Genomic DNA, 21,512 nt, shown 5'->3' with positions numbered 1-21,512 from the left:
CGGTCGTACGTCGTGCGGTCGGGGCGCGCTATCGGGCGTCGATCTCCACGATCGTCCAGCGGCCTTGCCGGAGTTGGGCCGTGACGGACAGCTGCGCCGCCGCGGTGCTCGCGGCCTTGCCCCGGCGTTCGTAGACCTGGTCCATGAAGACCAGGAGGTGCGCGCTGTCGTGGGTCAGCCGGGTGACCCCGGCGCGCACGACATGGGTGGTGAGGGTGAGCTTCTGGTCGGCGGCCTGCTTCTCGACCTGACCGAAGAGCGCCGCGTACTGCTGGAGGGCCTTGCCCGCCAGGAGTTGCTGTGCGGAGGCCTTCGTGGCGGCGGTCTCGCCGGGACCGTAGGAGAAGACCTTGCCGAGCGCGTTGGTCACATCGCCGGCGACCTGGGTGGTGGCCGCGCTGTCCGTGAGCGCCTTGTTCGAGGTGGCGGGGGTGTCGCGGAGTTGCCGTCCCGCGACGTAGAACGCGCCACCGGCCGCCAGCAGAACGACGACGAGCAGCCCGGCCAGCACGCGGGGCCACCGCCGGGAGGGCCCGGCTTCGGTCTCGTCAACCCCGGAGGCACCGTCGGCGGCACCGGTCTCGCCGTCGCTCGCGCGCTCGGCGGTTTCCGGCACGCGCCCTTCCGCCGCGCGCTCGGCATCCGTCTCATCGGTCACGACCTGCGTCGTGGTCCCGCTCCCCGGCTTCATGCGCCGCCCCCTATGCCGAGCGCCGTGAGCGCCTTGATCTTCCAGCCGTCCCCGGTCCGGACGAGCGTGGCCTCGAACCGTTTGCGTTCGGTGCCGGCCTTTCCGGTACGCGGGCTGACCTCGACGTCGACGGTGGCGATCATCAACGCGGTACCCGTCCGTTCGTCGACTTCGGTGAGGGCCGCGTCGGTGACCTTCCCGCGTGCGGTGGCGCCGGACTTCTTCAGCTCGGCGGCGTCCTTCTTGCGGGTGCGCTTCAGCTGGTCGTGCAGCGGGCCGGTGGAGGCGTCGAGCCAGGCGGCGAGACCGGCGTCGACGCTCGCGCCGTCCTTGCCGTCGAGGCTGTTGAGCCGGGCCAGGTCCACCCTGCCTTCGGCCAGCGCCGCGTCCCGGCTCTTGGCGTACGCCAGGTCGTCGTCGCCGCGAGCCTGGGCGTACGACCAGCCGCCGAGGGCGCAGACGAGCGCGGCGACGAGGACAACGGCCCAGCCGCTGAGGGTGCGGGTACGGGAGGTCATGCGCCGCCCTCCTGTCCCAGGCCCAGCAGTCCGGCCATTCCGCCGGCGGGGGGTGCGCTGTCCGCCGGGGCACCGAGCACCCCGGGCAGCCGGTCCTCGGTGCTGTCGTCGAGAAGCAGCGTGCCGGGCTTCGCCGGTGCCGGCAGGGCGCCGCCCTTCGGGGCGTTCGCGCTGCCGCGGACGTTGATCCCGGTGCCGGGCGAGGAGGCGCAGCGGGCCTTGGTGTTGAGCGCGGGCGCGGGTGCGAGATCGAGTCCGTTGCGGTACTTCGTGGCGCCGTAGCCGGCGGTGCAGGGCAGGGGTTCGAAGAAGGTGAGCGACATCCCGAACCGGGCACCGTCCTCGTCGACCGCGCTGGCACCGGCCGCCGCGACGGCGGGGAGTTTCACGAGGAGTTCCTCCAGTCCGCGCTGCCGGGTGACGGCGACGTCCGACGTGGTGAGGAGGTTGGCGACGACGACCCCGAAGCTCGGGTCGAGGTCGCGCAGCAGCCCGCTGATCTGACCGGTCGCGTCGGGTCCGGCGGCGATCAGCTTGCGCAGGTCGGTGTCCGAGCCCTTGAGCTGGGCGGCCAGTTCCTTCGCGCCCGAGGCGAAGCCCTTGAGGGCCTCGCCCTGTTCGACCTGGGTGCGCAGGACGGTCCTGCCGTCGGCCATCAGCTTGGTGTTGACGGGCAGTGCCTCGTCGGCCGCCTCGACGAACTCGCTGCCGGTGTCCAGGAGGACCTGGAGGTCGTCGCCGCGTCCGGAGAACGCGGTGCCGAACTCGTCGACCACGGTGCGCAGCGACTCCAGGTCGACCGAGGAGGCCAGGTCGTTGACGCTGGTGAGGACGTTCGTCACCGGAGCCGGGACGGTGGTCTCGGCCTGGTCGATGACCGAGCCGTTGGCGAGGAAGGGGCCCTCGGTGCGGGTCGGCCGCAGGTCGACGTACTGCTCGCCGACCGCGGAGAGGTTGGCCACGACGGCCTTCAGGTCGTCGGGGATGGACGGCGCGGACTTCTTGATCCGCAGTTCGGCCTCCACACCGTCGTCGGTGAGCTCGATGGGGCCGACGCGGCCCACGGAGACGCCGCGGTAGGTGACGTTGGAGTGGGTGAACAGGCCGCCCGTGCGCGGTAGTTGCATCTTCACCGTGTAGTAGTCGCGCATGCCGACGTAGTGGCCGAGGTCGGCGTAGCGCACGCCCAGATAGCCGAGCACCAGCACCGCGATGATCAGGAACGCGATGTTCTTCAGCCGGATGGCGAGGGTGATCATCAGTGGCTCCCCTCAGAGGCCGAAGTCGCAGGGGCCGAATTCGCCGGGGCCGGAGCCCCGGGCTTCGACGTGGCGGGCGCCGAGCTCACGGGAAGAGGCAGGGGCAGTCCGGCGCCGCCGACCGCCTTCGCCCCGGCCGGGGGCCGCGTCTTCTCCGGTTCGTAGGCGGGAATGATCTGGGTGCCGGGTTCCGCCGTCATGTCCAGGTACACGTTGAGGTAGTCGCCCTTCACGCCGCGCAGCACCTCGTCCGTGAACGGGTAGGTGAGCAGCACCTGGAGGGAGTCGGGCAGGTCGTTGCCGGAGTCGGCCAGGGCCCTGAGGGTGGGGGCGATGGCCTTCAGGTCGGCGATGGTGTCCGCCTTGCTCTTGTTGATCGTGGTGACGGCGACGGTGGAGAGCGTGTCCAGGGAGCGCAGCATCGTGAGGAGCGAGCCGCGCTGCTTCTCCAGGACCTTCATCCCGGGGCTGAGTTTCGTGAGTACCTTGCCGACGTCCTGCTTGCGGGTGGCGAGCGTGGTGGAGAGCCGGTTGACGCCGTCGAGCGCCGCGGTGATGTCGCCGCGGTGGTCGTCGAGGTTGGTGACGAGCGTGTCGACGCGTCTGAGCATGGACCGGACCTGGGGTTCCTGGCCGGTCAGGGCCTTGTTGAGTTCGGTGGTGATGGTCTTCAGCTGGTCGATGCCGCCGCCGTTGAGGAGCATCGACAGGGCGCCGAACACCTCCTCGACCTCCGGGTTGCGGTTGGTCCGGGTGAGCGGGATCCGGTCGCCCGAGGCGAGCGTGCCCACGGCGGTGCCGCTCGCGGGGGGCGAGAGCTGGATGTACTTCTCGCCCAGCAGGCTCGACTGCTCCAGGTGCGCGTAGGCGTTGGCGGGCAGTTTGATCTTCCCGTTGACCTTCATGGTGACCCGGGCCTGCCAGGTGTCCGGGGCGAGGGAGATCTTGGTGACGCGGCCGACGGCGACGTCGTTGACCTTGACCGAGGACTGGGGGGCGAGGCTGAGGACGTCCCCGAAGTCCGCCGTGATCTCGTACGGGTGGTCGCCGAGGTCCGCGCCTCCGGGCAGCGGCACGTCCTCGATCCCGGAGAAGCTCGGGGCTCCGCATCCGGTGACGAGGAGCGTGCAGCAGAGGCCGAACGCGATGAGGGTGGATGCGCCCGTGGTCGCGAGGGCGCCGGGTCTGCGCAGGGTCCGGCTCACTGGTTCGCCCCCTTCTTGTCGTTCTTGCTCTCCCGCGTCGTGCCGTAGACCGTGCCCACGGCCGGCAGGGGCAGGGCGGGCAGCGCCGCCTGCTGCTCGGCGTCCACCGGGGCGAGCCCCGCGATACCGAGGGACGGCGCGATGAGCGGACCGCCCATGCTGAGCTCGTTGAGGTCGGTCCGGCCGTTGAGCGTGCGATGGGCCGGGTCGTACGCGTTCAGGACGTTGCCCGCCGACAGCGGCAGGGTGTCGAGCGATTCGGCCAGGGAGGCGCGCTGGTCGACGAGAGTCTGCGTGATCGGCACCAGAGCGTCGACGTTCTCCTTGAGCGCACCCCGGTTGTCCTTGATGAACGTCTTGACCTGGCCGAGGGCGGTGCCGAGTTCCTTGAGCGCGGCCCCGAGGTTCTTCTTGTCGTCGGCGAGGAAGCCGGTGACGGAGTTCAGCTGGTCCTCGGCCGTGCGTACGTTGCTGTCGTTGTCCTTCAGCATCGTGGTGAACGTCTGGAGGTAGGCCAGCGTGTCGAAGAGGTTCCCGCTGCTCCTGTCGAGGGTCTTCGTCGCCTTGCCGAACTGCTCGATGGAGTCGCCGATGTCCTTGCCGTTGCCCCGGAGGTTCTTCGCGCCGGTGTCCAGGAGACCGGCGAAGGCCCCTTCCGCGTTCGCCCCGTCCGGACCGAGCGCGGCGGAGATCTCGGTGATGGACTCGTAGAGCTGGTCCACCTCGACCGGTGTGGCGTTCTTCTCGGCGGGCAGTTCGGCTCCGTCGGCGAGGACCGCTCCCCCGGTGTACGCGGGGGCGAGCTGCACGTACCGGTCGGCGACGAGGCTGGGCGCGACGACGACGGCGTGCACGTCCTTGGGGACCTGGATGCCCTTGTCGACGCGCAGGACGACCTTGACGTCCTTGCCGCGCGGCTCGACCGACTCGACGGTGCCGACCTGTACGCCGAGGATCCGCAGGTCGGATCCGGCGTAGACGCCGGTCGCCTGGTCGAAGTACGCGGTGACGGTCGTCGTGCCCTCTTCCTCCATGGCCATCACACCGGTGGTGGCCGCGACGGCGACCACCGCGAGGCCGGCCCCGATGCCGATGATGCGGGTGAGTCTCATCTCAGCTCCCGCCTTCCTGCTTGGGAGGCATGCATCCGGTCGCCGGCGGAGTGTTGGCGGGCAGGTAGTTCTTCGGGACGACGCCACAGACGTAGTTGTCGAACCAGCGGCCGTTGCCGAGGGTGTTGCCGACGAGCCTGTTGTACGAGCCGGAGAGCGCGAGCACCTTGTCGAGGCTCTTGCGATTCTTGTTCAGTACCGCGGTGACCCGGCCCAGCGCCTTGAGCGTGGGCTTCAGCTGCTTGTTGTTGTCGGCGACGAGACCGGTGAGCTGGACGCCCAGGTCGCGGGTGCCGGTGAGCAGCAGGTGAATGGAGTCGCGGCGGGCCTGGATCTCGCCGAGGAGCAGGTTGCCGTCCTCCAGGAGGGTTTCGAAGCTGCTCTTCTTGTTGGCCAGCGTCTTGGTGAGCTGCTTGCTGCCCTTGAGCAGGGTCGCCAGCTGGGCGTCACGCTCGGAGACCGTCCTGGAGAGGGCGGAGAGCCCCTTGGCGGCACTCTTCACGTTCGGCGGCGAGTCCTTGAACGTGGCGGAGATCGTCTCGAAGCTCTTGGCGAGCTGCGCGGTGTCGATCTCCTCGATGGTCTCACCGAGCCCGTTGAAGGCCTGGGTGACGTCGTACGGGGAGGTGGTGCGGCCGGCCGTGATGCGCTCGTCCGGGTTCTGCGGTGACTCGCCGAGCGGGTCCACGGCGAGGTACTTGTCGCCGAGGAGCGTCTTGATGGCGATGCCGACGGTGCTGGCGTTGCCGATCCAGGCGTCCTTGACCTTGAAGGTGACCTTGACCTTGGCGCCTTCGAGGGAGACCCCGGTGACCTTGCCGACCTTGACTCCGGCGATCCGCACCTCGTCGCCCTCGTCGAGTCCGGCGGACTCGGTGAAGTCGGCGCTGTACGTGGTGCCGTCGCCGATGAAGGGCAGGGAGTCGGCGCGGTAGGCCCCGTATCCCAGGAGGGCGAGCACGAGCAGTCCGACGAGGCTGACGGCGACGGGGTTGCGGTCGCGTACGGGCTTGATCCTCATGACAGGCACCTCGGCTGGGTGATCTCGATGCCGGTCGGCGGGGTGCTGCCGTCGCTGGTCGTCACTCCGCTGACCTTGGCTTCGCAGAGGTAGAGGTTGAGCCATGAGCCGTACGAGGCGAGGCGGCTGATCGCCTCCATCTTGGCCGGCGTCTTCCGGAGGAAGTTCTCGATCTTCGGCGAGTTGTCGCCGAGCCGGTCGGAGAGCCGGCCGAGCTGCTTGATGTCCTCCTTGAGTGGCGCGCGCCCGTCCTTGAACAGGTCGGCCGTGACCGTGGTCAGGGCTCCCATCGCGGTGACGGCCTCGCCGAGCGGCTTGCGGTCGCCCGAGAATCCGGTCACGAGCGCCTGGAGGGTGTCGACGAGGTCGTTGAAGCCGGCCTCGCGGTCGTTGACGGTCTTCAGGACCGTGTTGAGGTTCTTGATCACCTCGCCGATCACCTTGTCCTTGGCGGCGACTGTGCCGGTCAGTGATCCGACGTGCTGGAGGATGCTGTCGACGGTGCCGCCCTCGCCCTGGAGCACCTGGACGATGGAGCCGGCCAGCTGGTTGATGTCGGGCGGGGAGAGCCCTTCGAAGAGCGGCTGGAAGCCGTTGAAGAGCTGGGTGAGATCGAGGGCCGGAGTCGTACGGGAGAGCGGGATGGTGGCGCCCGCGGTGAAGCTCTTGCCGACGGGGCCCGCGCCCTGGTCGAGGTCGATGTAGCGCTGGCCGACCATGTTGAGGTACTTGATCGACGCGGTCACCGACGCCGGCAGCTTCCGGCTCTTCTCGACGTTGAAGCGGACCTCGGCGAGCCGCCGGTCCGCGACCTCGACGGACTCGACCTGCCCGACCTTGACGCCGGCGATCCGGACACTGTCGCCGACGATGAGTCCGGTCGCGTCGGTGAACCTGGCGCGGTACGAACGGGTGTCGCCGACACCGGTGTTGGCGATGGAGAGACCCAGCACCGTGGTGGCGAGGACCGTCACCAGGATGAAGACGATCGATTTCGCGAGCGGTCCCGCGAGGGAGCGGCGCTTCACTTGAGCTTCACCTCCACACCGCGGAAGGCCGGACCGATGAGCACGCTGCTCCACTCGGGCAGGGCCTGCGGCCGGACTTTCAGTGAGGGAGCGACCAGTTCGTTGACGAGCCGGCTCTCCTGCGGGGAGTTGGGCATACCGAGGGACGGGTCGGCCGCGGGTACCTCTTCGGGGGCGGTCGTCTCCGGGTCCGCGGTGCTCGTGTCGTCCGCGGCGGTCCGGGCGTCGGCGGTCGGCACGCTCTGGCCGACATAGGGGACGGAGTAGCAGTGCGGTCCGCCGGTCGCGTGGTAGACCGGGGTGTCCCTGCCCGCCACGTACTTCCCCTTCGACGGCACGGTCTTGAGCGTGACGTGGAGCCCCGGCTGATCGGTGCCCTTGCCGAGCGCCTTGTCCATGGCCGGCACGAACCCGGCGATGGTGCGCAGCGTGCAGGGGAACTCCGAGGAGTACTTGGCGAGGGTCTCCAGCGTCGGCCTGCCCGAGGTCGCGAGCCGGATGAGGTTGTCCTTGTTCTTCTCCAGGAACGCGGTGAGGTCCCGGGCGGAGGCGGTGGTGGAGCCGTACAGATCGGCGAGTTCGGCCTGCTGTTCGGCGACGGTTCCGCTGGTGGTGGTGAAGTCGGTGAGCGCGTCCAGGACGTCGGGGGCGGCGTCCGCGTACAGCGCGCTCACCTTGACGAGTTGCTTGATGTCCTCGTTGAGCGTGGGGAGTTGGGGGTTGAACTTCTGCAGGTGGGCGTCGAGCGTGACGAGGGTGTCGCCGAGTTTCTCGCCGCGGCCCCGGAGCGCCTGTGAGACCGCGTTGAGCGTGGCCGAGAGCTTCTCCGGCTTCACCGCGGTCAGCAGGGGCAGGACGTTGTCGAGGACCTCTTCGAGTTCGAGGGCGTTGCTGGAGCGGTCCTGCGGGATGACGGCCCCGGCCCGCAGTGTCTGCGCGGACGGTACGGCGGGCGGCACGAGGGCCACGAACCGTTCGCCGAACAGCGTGGTGGGCAGCATCTGGGCGGTGACGTCGGCCGGGATGCGGTCGAGCTTGTCCGGCTTGATCGCCAGGGTGAGGCGGGCACCCTCGCCGTCGGCCGCGATGTCGCGGACCTGGCCGATGACGACACCGCGCAGCTTCACGTCCGCGTTGTCGTGCATCTCGTTGCCCACGCTCGACGTCTGTACGGTGACGGTCGCGTCATGGACGAAGTCCTTCTCGTACACGGAGACCGAGACCCAGATGAGGACGGCGGGCACGAGGAAGAACGCGACCCCGGCCGTTCTGCGGCCGGCGGTCCTCGCGGCCCTGGTGCTCCTGATGCTTCTTGTGGTCCGGGATGTCATCAGCCGGCCACCTTCACGGTTGTCGTGGCGCCCCAGATGGCGAGCGAGAGGAAGAAGTCGGTGACGCTGATCAGCACGATGGCGTTGCGCACCGAGCGGCCCACGGCCACGCCCACGCCGGCGGGTCCGCCGGTGGCGTGGTAGCCGTAGTAGCAGTGCGCGAGGATCACCATCACGCTGAAGATCAGCACTTTGAGCACCGACAGCAGCACGTCCTGCGGGGAGAGGAAGAGATTGAAGTAGTGGTCGTACGTGCCCGCTGACTGCCCGTTGAACAGGACGGTGACGTAGCGGGAGGCGACGTACGAGGAGAGCAGCCCGATCGCGTACAGCGGGATGATCGCGACGACCCCGGCGATGATGCGGGTGGTGACGAGGTAGGGCATGGAGCGCACGCCCATCGACTCCAGTCCGTCGATCTCCTCGTTGATCCGCATGGCGCCGAGCTGCGCGGTGAAGCCGGCGCCGACGGTCGCGGAGAGAGCGAGGCCGGCGACGAGCGGGGCGATCTCCCGGGTGTTGAAGTACGCCGAGATGAAGCCGGTGAAGGCGGCGGTGCCGATCTGGTTGAGGGCCGCGTACCCCTGGAGCCCGACGACCGTGCCGGTGGCCAGGGTCATCGCGATCATGACGCCGATGGTGCCGCCGACGACCCCGAGGCCGCCGCTGCCGAAGGCCACCTCGGCGAGCAGCCGCTGCACCTCCTTGAGGTAGCGGCGCAGGGTCCGCGGGATCCAGACCAGCGCCCTTACGTAGAAGGTGAGTTGGTCGCCCGATCGGTCGAGCCAGCTGAGCATCGACATCGGTCAGCTCCCCTTCGCGGGGACGATCTGGAGGTAGATCGCCGTAAGGACCATGTTCACGAAGAACAGCAGCATGAAGGTGATGACGACGGACTGGTTGACCGCGTCACCCACGCCCTTCGGCCCGCCGCGCGGATTCAGTCCGCGGTAGGCGGCGACGATGCCGGCGATGAAGCCGAAGATCAGCGCCTTGACCTCGCTGACGTACAGATCGGGCAGCTGGGCCAGGGCGGAGAAGCTGGAGAGATAGGCGCCCGGGGTGCCGTCCTGCATGATCACGTTGAAGAAGTAGCCGCCGAGTGTGCCGACGACGGAGACGAGGCCGTTCAGCAGGACGGCGACGAGCATGGTGGCCAGCACGCGCGGCACGACGAGGCGCTGTACGGGCGAGACGCCCATGACCTCCATCGCGTCGAGCTCCTCGCGGATCTTGCGCGATCCGAGGTCGGCGCAGATGGCCGAGCCCGCGGCGCCCGAGACCAGCAGCGCCACGATGATCGGGCTGGCCTGCTGGATGACGGCGAGGACGCTGGCGCCGCCGGTGAAGGACTGGGCGCCGAGCTGCTGGGTCAGCGAGCCGACCTGGAGGGCGATGACCGCGCCGAACGGGATGGAGACGAGGGCGGCGGGCAGGATCGTGACACTGGCGACGAACCAGAACTGCTCGATGAACTCCCGTAGCTGGAAGGGCCGTCGGAAGGTCTCCCGGCACACGGTCCCGGCGAGCGCGAACAGCCGGCCGGTCTCACGCAGGGGGGCGAGGGCCTTGCTGGGGCGCGGGGCCTCGACCGCCTTCTTCGGGAGCGGCGCCGCCGCCGGGGGCCGGTCCCCCGGCGGCCCCGGGGGTATCACCGGCATGGGGGCCGTCATGGGCGCCCACCGCCCGCGGCTGCCGGGCTGTAGCTGTTGAGGATGGCGGTGCGGGCCGCCTCCGGCAGCTGCCCCAGCATCGACATGACCCGCTCCCTGCGGCGCAGGGCGCCCTGGCGCACCGGGAGGCCCGGCGAGGGCTCCAGCTGCGGGACGACGGTGCGCGGGGCGTTGGCCGAACTGATGCCCTGCCCGTAGCCGTTCAGCTCCTCGGCGGCGAGGGTCGCGGCGTCCTTCTCCTCGGACATGCCGATGGGGCCTTCGCAACGCCCGGCCAGGAACTGGTTGACCACGGGCAGATCGCTGGTGAGGAGCACCTCGCGCGGCCCGAAGGTGACGAGGTTGCGGCAGAACAGCATCCCCATGTTGTCCGGCACGGTGGAGGCGATGTCCAGGTTGTGGGTGACGATGAGCATCGTCGCGTCGATCTGGGCGTTCAGGTCGACGAGCAGCTGCGAGATGAACGCGGTGCGGACCGGGTCGAGTCCCGAGTCGGGCTCGTCGCACAGGATGATCTGCGGGTCCAGGACGAGCGCCCGGGCCAGGCCGGCGCGCTTGCGCATACCTCCCGAGATCTCACCGGGCAGTTTGTCCTCGGCGCCCAGCAGACCCACGACGTCGATCCGCTCCATCACGATGCGGCGGATCTCGGATTCCTTCTTACGGGTGTGCTCCCGGAGCGGGAACGCGATGTTGTCGAAGAGCGACATCGAGCCGAAGAGCGCACCGTCCTGGAACATGAGACCGAATAGCTTGCGGGCTTCCATGATGTCCCGCTCGGAACCGTTCACCATGTCGACGCCATTGACGAGGACGCGGCCCTGTTCGGGCTTGAGCAGACCGATGATGGATTTAAGGAAGACAGTCTTTCCCGTTCCCGACGGGCCGAGCATGACGCTCACCTCGCCGGCCGGGAGAGTGAGGCTGACGTCCTGCCAGATGTTCTGCTTTCCGAAGGATTTCGTCAGGCCTTCCACGACTACTTCGATTCCCATCGGCCCTCCCTCGACGTGTCGGTGAACGAAGTCATCAGTCAGCACTCCGGCTCTGAGAAATCCAATGGCAGCTCGTCACACATGCATCAGGAGGCGCACGTTATGTCCGCCGAAACCGCCAGGACAAGCCGTTGAGCAGCGGAAATCGGTGAATCGATGGCTCAGCTGGGGCCACTTGTCACTGATTGACAATCCCACCCGGTGGGCTTGTCAGAATCTGCGCACATGACCCCGGTGTTCGGACCGGGGGCCCGGGGCTGCCAGGAGCCCGGGTCCCACGCCTTTCGGACAAGACGGCTGTCGCCCCCCTCAGTGCGGACGCTACGGCCCGGTAACCTGAGTTCGCAATACTGGTTCATGAACTTTCTCGACCGGTATCTCCGGGTGCTGATTTCTTGTCCCGCAGTGAGTAACCGGCTTTCGAAACCTGTCCGGATGTGAGTTGTTTCCGGAGGGCCTGCCGCGCCGACCGGAAGACCTTCGCCGTCCCTGGGCAGGACGCAGCCCGCCCCGGCCAGGAGTGACCTGACCGGGGCGGGCGCGAACACGGGACGGCATGGGGCACGCACGAAGTGACAAATCCGCTTCGGCCGGCCCGGAAGGGAATGGGCTACTTCACAGCGGAATGCCAGTTGTCGGAAAGAATCTTTCCGGCGTCGGGGACGACGGCGCCGGGCGCGGTCAGGCCGACGGTGTACGTCGAGGCGTTGTTCAGTACCAGGTTGTTCTTTCCGGACCCCGCGGGCAGCCCGGTCTTGAGGTCGAGCACGCCGTTGAGGAGGCCTGCCAGCCCACAGCCGCTGGACTTGGGTACGGAGAAGGTGCTGTCACCCTGGGAAGCGCCGGTCAGGGCGAACTGGATCAGCGAACCCTCCGGGTTGGTCGCCCCGTTGGGGTCGAACAGCGTCACGCCGAGCTCCGGCTGACTGAGGTTGCCCGGGTGCAGCACGATCGGGTTGGAGGACGAGCCGAGGTAGCAGCCCGAGCCGAGGAACGGGTTCTCCAGGTGGATCCTGATCGGCAGGGAGACGATCGGTCCGGAACTGAGTCCCGCCACCAGGTCGAAGTCCTTCGGCGCTCCCGCCGACTCGACCGTGGCCGTGACCTTGTTCAGCGTGCCGTTGGTGATCTGGTTGCAGATGGACGTCACGAACGGGATGTCGCTCGGACACATCAGCCCGATCAGACCGCCGGGAATGGTGGTCCGGTCACTGATGATGGACCCGGCGGCCGGCGGCACGACGCTGTAGGTGCCCTCGGCCGGGTGCTGGACCACCCCGAACTGGAGATTGGTCGCCCCGGTCGTCGCGGTGGTGTTGCCGAGCTTGATCGTGCCGCTCGGGGACGTCGAGGCCACGCACAGGGCGATCTCGGAGTCGCCGTCCGTGGCCAGCATGGCGGGATCGTCCACCGGACACCGGTTGAACGGCGCCCAGTTCCCGTTGAGCTGAGGTACCGCCGCTGCCGCACCGGCGGGCGAGGCGATCACCGGTACGACCAGTGCCGCGGTGGCCGCGGCCGCGAGGAGGCCGGTTCGCCAGCTCTTCTGGACAGGTCTCATTGTTCCTCGATTCGTTTCGCGCATCAGTGTGGAATGCCGGACGCGGTGCGATAGGGGACCTGCTGGGGCGATCCGGTTCAGCGCTCCGCGACGGGTACGCTGACCGGTTGCCCCTCGGGCGTGCAGTACACGGGGTCGGCGCTCACGGTCGCGCACGGGGCTCCCTGGGTCTGCTTGACGTAGCCGGACTCGCCGGAGATGGACGCCGTGAACAGACTGTCGAGGTCCTCACCGGCGGTACCGCATCCGCTGAACGACGGGATGGTGACCGAACCGGTCAGCACACCACCGCTGACCAGGGTGTACCCGTCGATGACACCCTCCGGCGTCATGGTCATCCGCCCCTCCAGCGTCAGCCGGAAGGGCTTGCTCGTACGGCACGAGTTCCCGACGTCCATCGGTACGCCGTTGACCTCGACATCACGCAGCCGCAGCATGAAGTCCATCGTGATGACCGTGATGTTCTTGCTGGAGTTGTCCGAGAGGTTGATCGCGATGTCGGACTTGATGTTGGGGACGAGGATGCCGTCGGGCCCGGCCTTCGGCGGTATCTGGGTCATCTCCATGACTGCCGTGGTCGGCATGAAGCCGAAGGTCAGGAACGTCCCCGAGGCCGGCGGGAGCTGTGCCTTGCCCTGGTAGTCCAGTACCACCGCGGAGTCCTGGTACATGTGGAGGAAGCCGGGCTCGGAGAAGTCGGGACGGGTCTCCCCCTGGGTGATCTGCGCGCAGGCCAGCGGGAACTTGGTCGCGCTCCTGAGTTTCGTCACGTCGGCGTAGCCGGTGACGTAGGCGACCATGTTGAGCCCGTCGTTCGGGTCACCCACGCAGGGAGGCGCCGCTTCGGCCGCGGCCGACGGCTCCTTGCGTGCGCCGGCCTCGGGCGCGGCAAGGTCCTTCGGCCTGGCCTCGGCCTTCCCGCTCCCGGTGTCACCGGGCCAGGTGGGCTCCGGTGTGATCTCTGTTTCCCCGCCCGTGATCCGCACCTTTCCCAGACCGGTCGGCTGGTCGGCCCCGGGGGTGCAGGCGAGTGGCGTGGCGGCCGGTTCGACGGCGGTTCCGCCGGCCGCCGTGGCCGCAGGTTCCACCGCGGTTCCGTCGGCCTTTCTGGGCGTCAGCACACCCACGAGCCCGAGGGCGTCGAACGTGAGGTCGCCCGCTGCCAGAGGCCGGACGAAGGGGACCTCTCCGGCCGAACTCAGGGTCAGCGGCCCCGAGGCGGGAACCGGCACAGCGGTGCCGGTCGTGCCGAGCCACTCGGTCTCCGTACGGTGGCCCTGCTGCCCGACCCGGGTGGTGAGCCGGGTCTCGGCGCTCAGCGTGACCGCGCCCGCCCCGGCCAGTTCCCTGACCACGGCGTCCGGAAGGGTCACTTCCGTCACGACGTCGGTGGGAGTGATCCTCTCGCCGGCCTTGGCGGAGTCGGGCACCGTCGCGGTGACACCCACCTGGACCTGCTGCTTGCCCGAGGCGAAGTCGCAGGTGTACACGAGGTGGGCGTCGATCTCGTGATCCCCGGCCGTCGCCTGGGCTCCGGGCAGCATCCCGCCCAGAAGCACCGCGGTCGCCACGACGGCGCCGCGTGCCGTGGTTCGGCGCCGGACTCCCGGCGCGAGGAGGGGCATCACTGACGGTGTCTCCCTTCGGACGGACCGGGCGGCGGCTCGCGCGGCGGGGAGCTCCCCGCCGCGCGGACCCGTTCCGGCCGGATCGTGCGGTGGCCGGATCAGCTGTAGACGATGGTCGGCTTGGTCGTGCCGCCGGCCGGGGTGACCGCCCCGTAGGAGGAGGTGAACGTCGGGACGTCACCGACCTTGGCGATACCGCTGCAGCCGCTGGCGCTGATCGTCGCGACGGACAGCTTGTAGGTGGCGTTGTTCGAGACCGCCAGCTTGCCGGTGGAGTTGGTGTAGGTCGCCGCGACCCGGCCCGTCACCGTGAAGGTGCAGGTGAGCACCTTGATGGTGGCCTGGACACCGTCGATGTAGCCGCTGGTGACCCCACCGCTGTAGGTGTTGGCCACCAGGCGCCACGCCGGCGAGGTGTTGGTGGTCGGCGTCACGGTGCCGAACGGGCTGGTGCAGCCGCTGAACGTCAGCGGGGCGATGGTGCCCACCTGGACGTTCGTCGTGCCGCTCGCCGAGGTCAGCGTGCCGGAGGCAGCGGACCCCGAACAGGTCATCGGGATGCTGTTGAGGGTGAGCACCGCGCTGGTGGCGGTGGCCGAGAATGTCTCGGGCGACGAGGGACCGACAGTCCACACGGCCGTGGCGCCGGCCGTTGCCGCGGGGGCGGCGAGAACGACAGCACCGACGGTGGCGCCTGTCGCGACCACGAGCCTTCTGAGGGAGTTGTGCACAGTAGTTCCTCCGATTCGACAATGCGGATGCACTGTTGTGGGGACGCACCGGGAATCCTGCGCCGAGGCAGGAAGTGCGGGATGAACCGTGTTGCGTGAGGGCCGTGCCCTGTTCAGCCACACACGTTCTGTGACAGGCCGGGACGTTACTTGCGGGAAACTTTGAGCACAATCCTGCTGGTCAAGATTCTCCGTAAGAGATTTTTTCCTCGTCCGCAGGTCACTAATTCAGGTGAACGGCTTAGCACTTACTGCGCAGTTTCCCGGCCACGGGCGGGGGCCGACCCCGGCCACCCGAGCCGGCACATACCCGCACACCCCGCCGTTTCGTGCGGCCAGGGGCTCGCGCATCACTGGTCGGGCGAGGCGGAACCGCCCCCGTGCCGAATCCGCGCGGGCCCGGCACATGCGTTCCGCCCGCACGGCACCGCGAGATGCGCGAGGAGCCGGCAACCCGGCGGCGGGCCGCCAGGGCCCGCGCCGGCTTCGGGCCACCGAGCCCGGTCCGGTGACGGACAGTAAGCTCGGTGCGCCGGAGGCCGAACGGGCGCGCATATTCGGAATGCGCGCCTCCGACAACTCTTCCGGCGCGCGACGCCCCCATGCCTGGACGCCGGAAATCCCTGTGCACACGGCGGTTCCGAACGGTACAGGACACCTGCCGCACCCCCTCCCCGGAAACCCTCCGGAGGCATGGCGATTCCCGACTCCCGGAACAGTCGGCAACGAATCGGGCCGAGCCCGCCCAATTTCCCCATTACCCAGGGTTACATAATTGTCGTGAGAGGAGTAAACGGCCGGAAAACATTGTCTTGAAGTGAGCATTCGCGCCCCACCTGCACGGAAGTACCACAACCCGGCCAGGATGTGTGGCCCCTGCACTTCGATCTTGTTCAAGTGGTGTGCACGATGCCCGACTTGGTCTATCTTCATCGCGAACTTGGTACGCACCTGTCGGTTCGTGGGAGCGCTTTCCCCCACTGCCTCACCCCCACCGGGCGCCGGAGAGCAAGGGGAAAGTCATGCCGCACCGCATTCATCCGTCCGACGCCGACGATCCGCTGGGCCCTCTCCCGCAGGAGTTCGCCGCAATCATGCGGCCCGAACTTCCCAGTCTCATCAAGGAAATAGGCGTCGAGGTGACCCGGGCGTATCCGGTGTACGCGCGTCTGCTCGACGGCCCCAACGGACAGGCGTTACGGGTCGGCGTGGAGCAGAGCCTCGCCTCCTTCGTCGACCTCGTCGCGGAGCCCTCCACGTCCACCAGCCTGCGCGACGACATGTGCCGCCGCTTCGGCCGGTTCGAGGCCTACGAGGGCCGGAGCATGGAGGCGCTGCAGGGGGCCTACCGCCTCGGCGCCCGGGTGGCGCTGCGCCGGGCGAAGAAGGTCGGCCGGAGCTACAGCTTCTCGCCCGCGCTCATGCTCAGCTTCGCCGACGCGCTCTTCGCCTATGTCGACGAACTGGAGTCGCTGTCACGGGAGGGCTTCCTCGAGGTCCAGTCCCAGTCGGGCGAACAGAGCGAGGCCACGCGCCGGCGCCTGCTCCATCTCATCCTCGCCGGTCGGCCGGTACCGCGCACCGCCATCGCCGAGCTCTGCGAACAGACCGGCTGGCCCTTGCCCGAACAGGTCACCCTGGTCGCCGCGCGGGCCCCCGCCGGGCTCGACCGCGTCGACGCGGACCGCGACATGCTGGTCGACCTCAGCAGCCCGCAACCACACCTGCTGATACCGGGACCGCTCGACGAGGCACGCAGACAGATGCTCGAGCGGGCCCTGATCGGCACCCGGGTCGCGATCGGCCCCACCGTTCCCACGGCACAGGCGTCCGACTCCATCCGCTGGGCCCGCCGGGTGCTGGAACTCATCGACAGCGGCGTCATCGACGACGCTCCACTCGTACTCTGCGAGAACCACCTGGTCACGCTCTGGCTGCTGTCCGACCCCGCGCTGCTCGAGCAGCTCGCACAGCGGGAGCTCGCCCCGATCGCGGGCATCACCGCCACCCGGCGGGACCGGCTGGTCGAGACCTTGCGCATCTGGCTCGACACCCGTGGCACAGCCGCCCACATGGGCGCCCTGCTCGATGTGCACCCGCAGACCGTGCGCTACCGCATGCGCAATCTGGAGACGATATTCGGTGAACAACTCACCGATCCCGAAAGCCGGTTCTCCACGGAGGCGGTGCTGCGCGCGCTCCAGCTCCGGTCACGCAGCGAGAACGTCCCCCTCTGACCAGCCGGGCCGTACGGGCCGGGGGCCGGTACGGCGCAGCGGGTCAACTTACTTATGGGTAAGCGGAAATAGCCGGTCAGTCGCGAACGGTTGCCACACGGAGACGTTCTCAACGAGAAACCCGGAACTGCGTCCCGTACATATGGAGGAGTCGTCCGCCCACCCGGCGGCGCAACGTCCGACCTCCTGGCCACCATTCGAGAGGGAACCCCCATGACCGCCTCGCACCTGCTCGTCCCCGTACCGATTCCGGACCGCATCGCGGCGCTGATCGGCTCCTGCATCCCGGCGCACATCCTGGAGGCGGAGTTCGACGCGGAGTGCGCGGCGCGCGAGGTCCGCAGCTTCCGCGGCCCGCGGCTCGACATCGAGGACCAGGCCGACCGGGAGCAGGCGCTGTCGGAACTGGCCCGCGCCAACAAGGTGCTCTCCGCCCACCATCCCCGGCTGGCGGTGCGCCCCGGCAGCTCCTGGTGACTCCCTCGCAGTACCTCCGTCTTGCGGAGGCGGCGCCATGCCCTTACCTTACTCGGAAGTAAGTTTACTCCAGAGTAAGGAACTGGCGTGGCCGACAACAGCAGCGGCAACCTCACCGACGAACTGACGGCCCTCGACTTCGCGGCCGTCTCCCCGCAGGAGTTCGCGCGCATCGTGAAGGGCCTGTCCGCCAAGCAGCTCGGCGAGGTCATGCACGGCGAACTGCGCACCCGGGTGCTCGGCGAGGTCTTCGGCCGGATGAAGCAGCAGTTCCGCCCGGAGGCGGCGGGACAGCTCAAGGCGCTGATCCGCTGGAAGATCACGGGTGACACCGACACGGTCTACGAGACCGCGATCGCGGACGGCGCCTGCACGGTCAGCGAGGGCCGCTCCGACGCCGAACCGCGCACGACGCTGGTGATGGCCGACGCGGAGTTCCTCAAGCTGGTCTCCGGCAACGGCAACCCCGTGACGATGTTCATGATGCGCAAGCTGAAGGTGGCCGGCGATGTCGGCCTCGCCTCGGGCCTCACCCGCTACTTCGACATCCCGAAGGCCTGAGGCCGATGAGCTACTTCTCCCTCGCCCTCACCGAGGAACAGCAGGACCTGCGCAACTGGGTGCACGGCTTCGCCGCCCAGGTGGTGCGCCCGGCGGCCGCCGAATGGGACGCCCGCGAGGAGACGCCCTGGCCCGTCATCCAGGAGGCGGCCCGGATCGGCCTGTACGGATTCGAGTCGCTGGCCGACATGTACGGCGACCCCACAGGGCTCTCCCTCCAGATAGCCAACGAGGAACTGTTCTGGGGCGACGCCGGCATCGGGATGGCCCTGTTCGGCACCTCCCTCGCCGTCGCCGGAATCTTCGCCTCCGGCACACCCGACCAGCTCGCCGAGTGGGTCCCCCAGTGCTACGGCGACGAGGACGACCCGAAGGTCGCGGCGTTCTGCGTCTCCGAACCGCAGGCCGGGTCCGACGTCTCCGCGATGGCCACGAAGGCCCGTTACGACGAGGCCAAGGACGAGTGGGTGCTCTCGGGCCAGAAGGCGTGGATCACCAACGGCGGGATCGCGGGGATCCATGTCGTCGTCGCCTCGGTCGACCCGTCGCTCGGCGCCCGCGGACAGGCCGCGTTCATCGTGCCCCCCGCGACGAAGGGCCTGGAGGCGAGCCGCACCATCAAGAAGCTGGGGCTGCGTGCCTCGCACACGGCGGATGTCTTCCTCGACGGCGTACGGGTGCCCGGCCACTGTCTGCTGGGCGGCAAGGAGAAGCTGGACGCCCGGCTGGCCCGCGCCCGCGAGGGCGGCACCGCCAAGGGCCAGGCGGCGATGGCGACCTTCGAGGTCAGCCGCCCGACCGTCGCCGCACAGGCGCTGGGCATCGCACGCGCGGCCTACGAGTACGCGCTGGAGTACGCCGGACAGCGCGAGGCGTTCGGCCGGCCCATCATCGAGAACCAGTCGATCGCGTTCGCGCTGGCCGACATCCGTACGGAGATCGAGTCCGTACGGCTGCTGATCTGGCAGGCCGCGTGGATGGCCCGCAACGACCGGACCTTCGACGCGGGCCAGGGCTCCATGTCCAAGCTGCGCGCGGGCGAACTCGCGGTGTCCGCCACGGAGAAGGCCGTCCAGATCCTCGGGGGCGCCGGGTACAGCCGCGAGCATCCGGTGGAGCGGATGTACCGCGACGCCAAGATCTACACGATCTTCGAGGGGACCAGCGAGATCCAGCGCCTGGTCATCGCGCGGGCGATCTCGGGGCGCCACATCCGCTGACGCGGGGCCATGGGCCGGGGGCGACCGGTCACCGACGCCACGGCCATGGGCCGACGACCGGGCCCAGGCACCCGGTCAGCGCCCGGCGACCGGGGTGAACCTCACCGGCAACGACTGCGGCCCCCGCGTGAAGACGCCCCGCTCGGACGGGATGAAGCCGTCTGCGAGCCGCACGTCGGGCATCGCGTCGAGCAGCATGTTCACCCCGGTCCGCACCTCGGCCCTGGCCAGCAGCGCGCCCACGCAGAAGTGCCGGCCGAGGGCGAACGCCAGATGGTCGGCCGCCGCGGAGAACGCGGTGGTGCTGGTCAGGTCGGTGCGGAAGAGGTCGAAGCGGTCCGGGTCGCGGTACCGGGACGCGTCCCGGTTGGCCGAGCCGATCAGGCACGTGACGGTCGACCCGGCCGGCACCCGGCCGCCGCCGAGCTCCACGTCGACGGCCGTCTGTCGCATGATCATGTGCACCGGCGGGGTGAGCCGCAGCGTCTCGGCGAAGGCCCGGTCGACGAGGGTGCGGTCCTCCCGTACGGCGGCGAGCTGCTCGGGGTGGGTCAGCAGGTTGGCGAAGATCGAGGCGATGGCCTTGTCGGTGGTCTCGCCACCCGCGGCGAGCAGCAGGCTGCAGAACGCCTTGATGTCCTCGTCGCTCATCCGGACACCGTCCACCTCGGCGGCGCAGAGCGCGGAGAGCAAATCGTCGCCGGGTGCCTTCCGCCGCTCCTGGATGACCGGGATCATGTACTCGGCGAATTCCTGCCGCGTCCGGTCGCCGGCCGCCGCCACCTCCGGGTCGCCCGCGAGGTTGCCGAGGAAGGCGATGACCGTGGTGTACCAGCCGTGGAAGCGGTCGTGGTCCGCCTTGTCCAGGCCGAGCATGTCGGCGATGACGAGGACGGGGAAGCGCGTGGCGAACGCCTCCACGAGGTCGGCCTCGCCGGTGTGCCGGAAGGTGTCGATCAGCTCGCGTGCGTTGCGCTCGATGACCGGAAGGAACTTCTCCTGGAGGTCCGTGCCCCGGAAGGCCGGGGCGACCAGGGCCCGGCGTACGGCGTGCTCACGGCCGCTGAGCTGGAGAATGGTCTTGCCGTGGACGGGCTCGATCTGCCAGTCGTAGTTGTCGGTGGTGAACTCGCCGGCCTTGTCCTTGAAGACCCGCTCGACGTCCTCGTAGCGGGAGACGACGTAACTGTTCGTGGCTTCGTGCAGGATCAGCGGGTGACTCTCCCGCATGATCCGGTAGGCCCCGTAGGGGTCGGCGGCGAAGGAGGGCGAGAGAATGTCGGGCACGGGCGGTGCTTGCGAGGCGAGTGACTCTTGTGGGGCGGATGTCATGACGCTCCAGGGTCGTTGACGGGCAACGCCGCCCAGGCTATTGACTTGCCGTCAGCCCTGAAACCCCTGGGGGAACCATGTCCGCCGGACTCCGCCCGTCCGTTCTCTTCGTCACCGATCTCGCCTACGAGGCCCGCGGTCGCCGCTACTGCGACGAGGACATCCACCTGACGTCACGGCTGCGCGAGGACTTCGACATCGCGCTCTGTCACCCGCGCGACGCCGCCGCGCTGCTGGAGGGCTTCGACGCCGTCGTCGTACGCAACAGCGGTCCGGTGCTGCACTACCGGGAGGCGTACGACGCGTTCTGCGCGCGGGCCCGGGAGCTGGGCACGCGGGTCTACAACCCGCTGACCGGCCGGGGCGACATGGCGGGCAAGCAGTACCTCGTCGATCTGAGCCGGGCCGGGTATCCGGTGATCCCGACGGTGGACCGGGCGGCGGATCTGGGGCTGCTGCCCGAGGCCGAGGGCTATGTCATCAAGCCGAAGCTGGGCGCGGACTCGGCCGGGCTGCAGTTCGTCCGTACCCCGGTCCTGCCTCCCGGGGCGGACGGTACGCAGCTGGTCCAGCCGCGGATCGACTTTCGCTACGAGGTGTCCTTCTACTTCGTCGACCACGACTTCCAGTACGCGCTGTACACACCGCACCCGGAGCAGCGGTGGGTGCTGGAGCCGTACGCGGCCGGCGCGGCGGATCTGGCGTTCGCACGCGCGTTCGTCGACTGGAACACCCTCGACCACGGCATCCAGCGAGTCGACGCGTGCCGGACGGAGGGGGGTGAGCTGCTGCTCGTCGAGCTGGAGGACCTCAATCCGTATCTCTCGCTGGACCGGGTGGGTGAAGCGGTGCGGGAGGCGTTCGTCGCGCGGATGAAGACGTCGTTGAAGGACCTGCTGGGCTGACCCGTTCACCGTCCGGCCGCCCCCCGC

At 69.0% G+C, this 21,512-nt stretch carries 20 protein-coding genes; 5 read left to right on the top strand and 15 right to left on the bottom strand.

All coding sequences use genetic code 11. The annotated features are described in order from the left end of the window. Positions 1–28: 28 nt before the first annotated feature. The 14 genes from EAO72_RS10085 to EAO72_RS10020 all read right to left on the bottom strand — a co-directional run bounded on the left by EAO72_RS10085 (position 29) and on the right by EAO72_RS10020 (position 14,753). Positions 29–691, bottom strand: a complete 663-nt coding sequence (locus tag EAO72_RS10085) for a hypothetical protein (protein WP_148016916.1) — start codon at positions 689–691, stop codon at positions 29–31. Continuing rightward, positions 688–1,209 carry a hypothetical protein gene (locus EAO72_RS10080; protein ID WP_148016915.1) on the bottom strand — a complete coding sequence of 174 codons (522 nt, stop codon included), beginning with the start codon at positions 1,207–1,209 and terminating at the stop codon, positions 688–690. The genes EAO72_RS10085 and EAO72_RS10080 overlap by 4 nt, the downstream gene beginning before the upstream one ends. Further along, on the bottom strand, positions 1,206–2,468 hold the full coding sequence (locus tag EAO72_RS10075) for an MCE family protein (protein WP_148016914.1): 1,263 nt from the start codon (positions 2,466–2,468) through the stop codon (positions 1,206–1,208). The genes EAO72_RS10080 and EAO72_RS10075 overlap by 4 nt, the downstream gene beginning before the upstream one ends. Then, positions 2,468–3,673 carry an MCE family protein gene (locus EAO72_RS10070; protein ID WP_148016913.1) on the bottom strand — a complete coding sequence of 402 codons (1,206 nt, stop codon included), beginning with the start codon at positions 3,671–3,673 and terminating at the stop codon, positions 2,468–2,470. Before EAO72_RS10070 ends, EAO72_RS10075 begins: the two co-directional genes overlap by 1 nt. After that, positions 3,670–4,785, bottom strand: a complete 1,116-nt coding sequence (locus EAO72_RS10065) for an MCE family protein (RefSeq protein ID WP_148016912.1) — start codon at positions 4,783–4,785, stop codon at positions 3,670–3,672. The genes EAO72_RS10070 and EAO72_RS10065 overlap by 4 nt, the downstream gene beginning before the upstream one ends. Before the next feature lies 1 nt (position 4,786). Next, complete coding sequence (locus tag EAO72_RS10060) at positions 4,787–5,806, bottom strand: MCE family protein (protein ID WP_148016911.1); 1,020 nt, start codon at positions 5,804–5,806, stop codon at positions 4,787–4,789. Further along, positions 5,803–6,834 (bottom strand): MCE family protein, encoded by a 1,032-nt coding sequence (locus tag EAO72_RS10055; RefSeq protein WP_148016910.1) that lies wholly within the window; start codon positions 6,832–6,834, stop codon positions 5,803–5,805. The genes EAO72_RS10060 and EAO72_RS10055 overlap by 4 nt, the downstream gene beginning before the upstream one ends. Beyond that, positions 6,831–8,165, bottom strand: a complete 1,335-nt coding sequence (locus tag EAO72_RS10050; RefSeq protein WP_148016909.1) for an MCE family protein — start codon at positions 8,163–8,165, stop codon at positions 6,831–6,833. Before EAO72_RS10050 ends, EAO72_RS10055 begins: the two co-directional genes overlap by 4 nt. Then, the gene (locus tag EAO72_RS10045; protein ID WP_148016908.1) at positions 8,165–8,968 is read right to left on the bottom strand and encodes an MlaE family ABC transporter permease; all 804 of its coding nucleotides are present in this window, start codon (positions 8,966–8,968) and stop codon (positions 8,165–8,167) included. Before EAO72_RS10045 ends, EAO72_RS10050 begins: the two co-directional genes overlap by 1 nt. A gap of 3 nt (positions 8,969–8,971) precedes the next feature. Beyond that, complete coding sequence (locus EAO72_RS10040; RefSeq protein WP_148016907.1) at positions 8,972–9,838, bottom strand: MlaE family ABC transporter permease; 867 nt, start codon at positions 9,836–9,838, stop codon at positions 8,972–8,974. Further along, positions 9,835–10,833, bottom strand: a complete 999-nt coding sequence (locus tag EAO72_RS10035; protein ID WP_148016906.1) for an ABC transporter ATP-binding protein — start codon at positions 10,831–10,833, stop codon at positions 9,835–9,837. The genes EAO72_RS10040 and EAO72_RS10035 overlap by 4 nt, the downstream gene beginning before the upstream one ends. A 610-nt stretch (positions 10,834–11,443) precedes the next feature. Continuing rightward, complete coding sequence (locus EAO72_RS10030) at positions 11,444–12,394, bottom strand: hypothetical protein (protein ID WP_148016905.1); 951 nt, start codon at positions 12,392–12,394, stop codon at positions 11,444–11,446. A gap of 77 nt (positions 12,395–12,471) precedes the next feature. Further along, a complete protein-coding gene (locus tag EAO72_RS10025) occupies positions 12,472–14,019 on the bottom strand; it encodes a DUF6801 domain-containing protein (RefSeq protein WP_148016904.1) in 1,548 nt (515 codons plus the stop codon). A gap of 101 nt (positions 14,020–14,120) precedes the next feature. Beyond that, positions 14,121–14,753 carry a hypothetical protein gene (locus tag EAO72_RS10020; protein WP_148016903.1) on the bottom strand — a complete coding sequence of 211 codons (633 nt, stop codon included), beginning with the start codon at positions 14,751–14,753 and terminating at the stop codon, positions 14,121–14,123. 1,022 nt (positions 14,754–15,775) lie between these two features. Between EAO72_RS10020 and EAO72_RS10015 the strand changes: the two genes are divergently transcribed. The 4 genes from EAO72_RS10015 to EAO72_RS10000 all read left to right on the top strand — a co-directional run bounded on the left by EAO72_RS10015 (position 15,776) and on the right by EAO72_RS10000 (position 19,248). After that, positions 15,776–16,990: a PucR family transcriptional regulator gene (locus EAO72_RS10015; RefSeq protein WP_148016902.1), complete on the top strand. Its 1,215-nt coding sequence runs from the start codon at positions 15,776–15,778 to the stop codon at positions 16,988–16,990. A gap of 213 nt (positions 16,991–17,203) precedes the next feature. Beyond that, positions 17,204–17,467: a hypothetical protein gene (locus EAO72_RS10010; RefSeq protein WP_148016901.1), complete on the top strand. Its 264-nt coding sequence runs from the start codon at positions 17,204–17,206 to the stop codon at positions 17,465–17,467. A gap of 87 nt (positions 17,468–17,554) precedes the next feature. Beyond that, positions 17,555–18,028 (top strand): SCP2 sterol-binding domain-containing protein, encoded by a 474-nt coding sequence (locus tag EAO72_RS10005; RefSeq protein ID WP_148016900.1) that lies wholly within the window; start codon positions 17,555–17,557, stop codon positions 18,026–18,028. A 5-nt stretch (positions 18,029–18,033) separates the two neighbouring features. After that, on the top strand, positions 18,034–19,248 hold the full coding sequence (locus EAO72_RS10000; protein ID WP_148016899.1) for an acyl-CoA dehydrogenase family protein: 1,215 nt from the start codon (positions 18,034–18,036) through the stop codon (positions 19,246–19,248). A gap of 75 nt (positions 19,249–19,323) precedes the next feature. On the opposite strand, the gene EAO72_RS09995 is transcribed toward EAO72_RS10000, so the two are convergent. After that, positions 19,324–20,580: a cytochrome P450 gene (locus EAO72_RS09995; RefSeq protein WP_148016898.1), complete on the bottom strand. Its 1,257-nt coding sequence runs from the start codon at positions 20,578–20,580 to the stop codon at positions 19,324–19,326. Between the two features lie 77 nt (positions 20,581–20,657). Here EAO72_RS09995 and EAO72_RS09990 point away from each other — a divergent pair, with 77 nt between their 5' ends. Next, positions 20,658–21,485: an ATP-grasp domain-containing protein gene (locus EAO72_RS09990; RefSeq protein ID WP_148016897.1), complete on the top strand. Its 828-nt coding sequence runs from the start codon at positions 20,658–20,660 to the stop codon at positions 21,483–21,485. Positions 21,486–21,512: the final 27 nt, after the last annotated feature.

It is taken from the genome of Streptomyces sp. OR43 (genome assembly GCF_008042275.1).
GTDB lineage: Bacteria > Actinomycetota > Actinomycetes > Streptomycetales > Streptomycetaceae > Streptomyces.
The sequence above is the reverse complement of the archived record's forward strand: the minus strand, read 5'-3'. Positions and strand labels throughout refer to the sequence as shown.

Bases quoted from the DNA above. Each gene is read 5' to 3' on its own strand.
- EAO72_RS10085 (WP_148016916.1), bottom strand. From the start codon at position 691: ATGAAGCCGGGGAGCGGGACCACGACGCAGGTCGTGACCGATGAGACG.
- EAO72_RS10080 (WP_148016915.1), bottom strand. From the start codon at position 1,209: ATGACCTCCCGTACCCGCACCCTCAGCGGCTGGGCCGTTGTCCTCGTC.
- EAO72_RS10075 (WP_148016914.1), bottom strand. From the start codon at position 2,468: ATGATCACCCTCGCCATCCGGCTGAAGAACATCGCGTTCCTGATCATC.
- EAO72_RS10065 (WP_148016912.1), bottom strand. From the start codon at position 4,785: ATGAGACTCACCCGCATCATCGGCATCGGGGCCGGCCTCGCGGTGGTC.
- EAO72_RS10060 (WP_148016911.1), bottom strand. From the start codon at position 5,806: ATGAGGATCAAGCCCGTACGCGACCGCAACCCCGTCGCCGTCAGCCTC.
- EAO72_RS10050 (WP_148016909.1), bottom strand. From the start codon at position 8,165: ATGACATCCCGGACCACAAGAAGCATCAGGAGCACCAGGGCCGCGAGG.
- EAO72_RS10045 (WP_148016908.1), bottom strand. From the start codon at position 8,968: ATGTCGATGCTCAGCTGGCTCGACCGATCGGGCGACCAACTCACCTTC.
- EAO72_RS10040 (WP_148016907.1), bottom strand. From the start codon at position 9,838: ATGACGGCCCCCATGCCGGTGATACCCCCGGGGCCGCCGGGGGACCGG.
- EAO72_RS10035 (WP_148016906.1), bottom strand. From the start codon at position 10,833: ATGGGAATCGAAGTAGTCGTGGAAGGCCTGACGAAATCCTTCGGAAAG.
- EAO72_RS10030 (WP_148016905.1), bottom strand. From the start codon at position 12,394: ATGAGACCTGTCCAGAAGAGCTGGCGAACCGGCCTCCTCGCGGCCGCG.
- EAO72_RS10025 (WP_148016904.1), bottom strand. From the start codon at position 14,019: ATGCCCCTCCTCGCGCCGGGAGTCCGGCGCCGAACCACGGCACGCGGC.
- EAO72_RS10015 (WP_148016902.1), top strand. From the start codon at position 15,776: ATGCCGCACCGCATTCATCCGTCCGACGCCGACGATCCGCTGGGCCCT.
- EAO72_RS10010 (WP_148016901.1), top strand. From the start codon at position 17,204: ATGACCGCCTCGCACCTGCTCGTCCCCGTACCGATTCCGGACCGCATC.
- EAO72_RS10000 (WP_148016899.1), top strand. From the start codon at position 18,034: ATGAGCTACTTCTCCCTCGCCCTCACCGAGGAACAGCAGGACCTGCGC.
- EAO72_RS09995 (WP_148016898.1), bottom strand. From the start codon at position 20,580: ATGACATCCGCCCCACAAGAGTCACTCGCCTCGCAAGCACCGCCCGTG.
- EAO72_RS09990 (WP_148016897.1), top strand. From the start codon at position 20,658: ATGTCCGCCGGACTCCGCCCGTCCGTTCTCTTCGTCACCGATCTCGCC.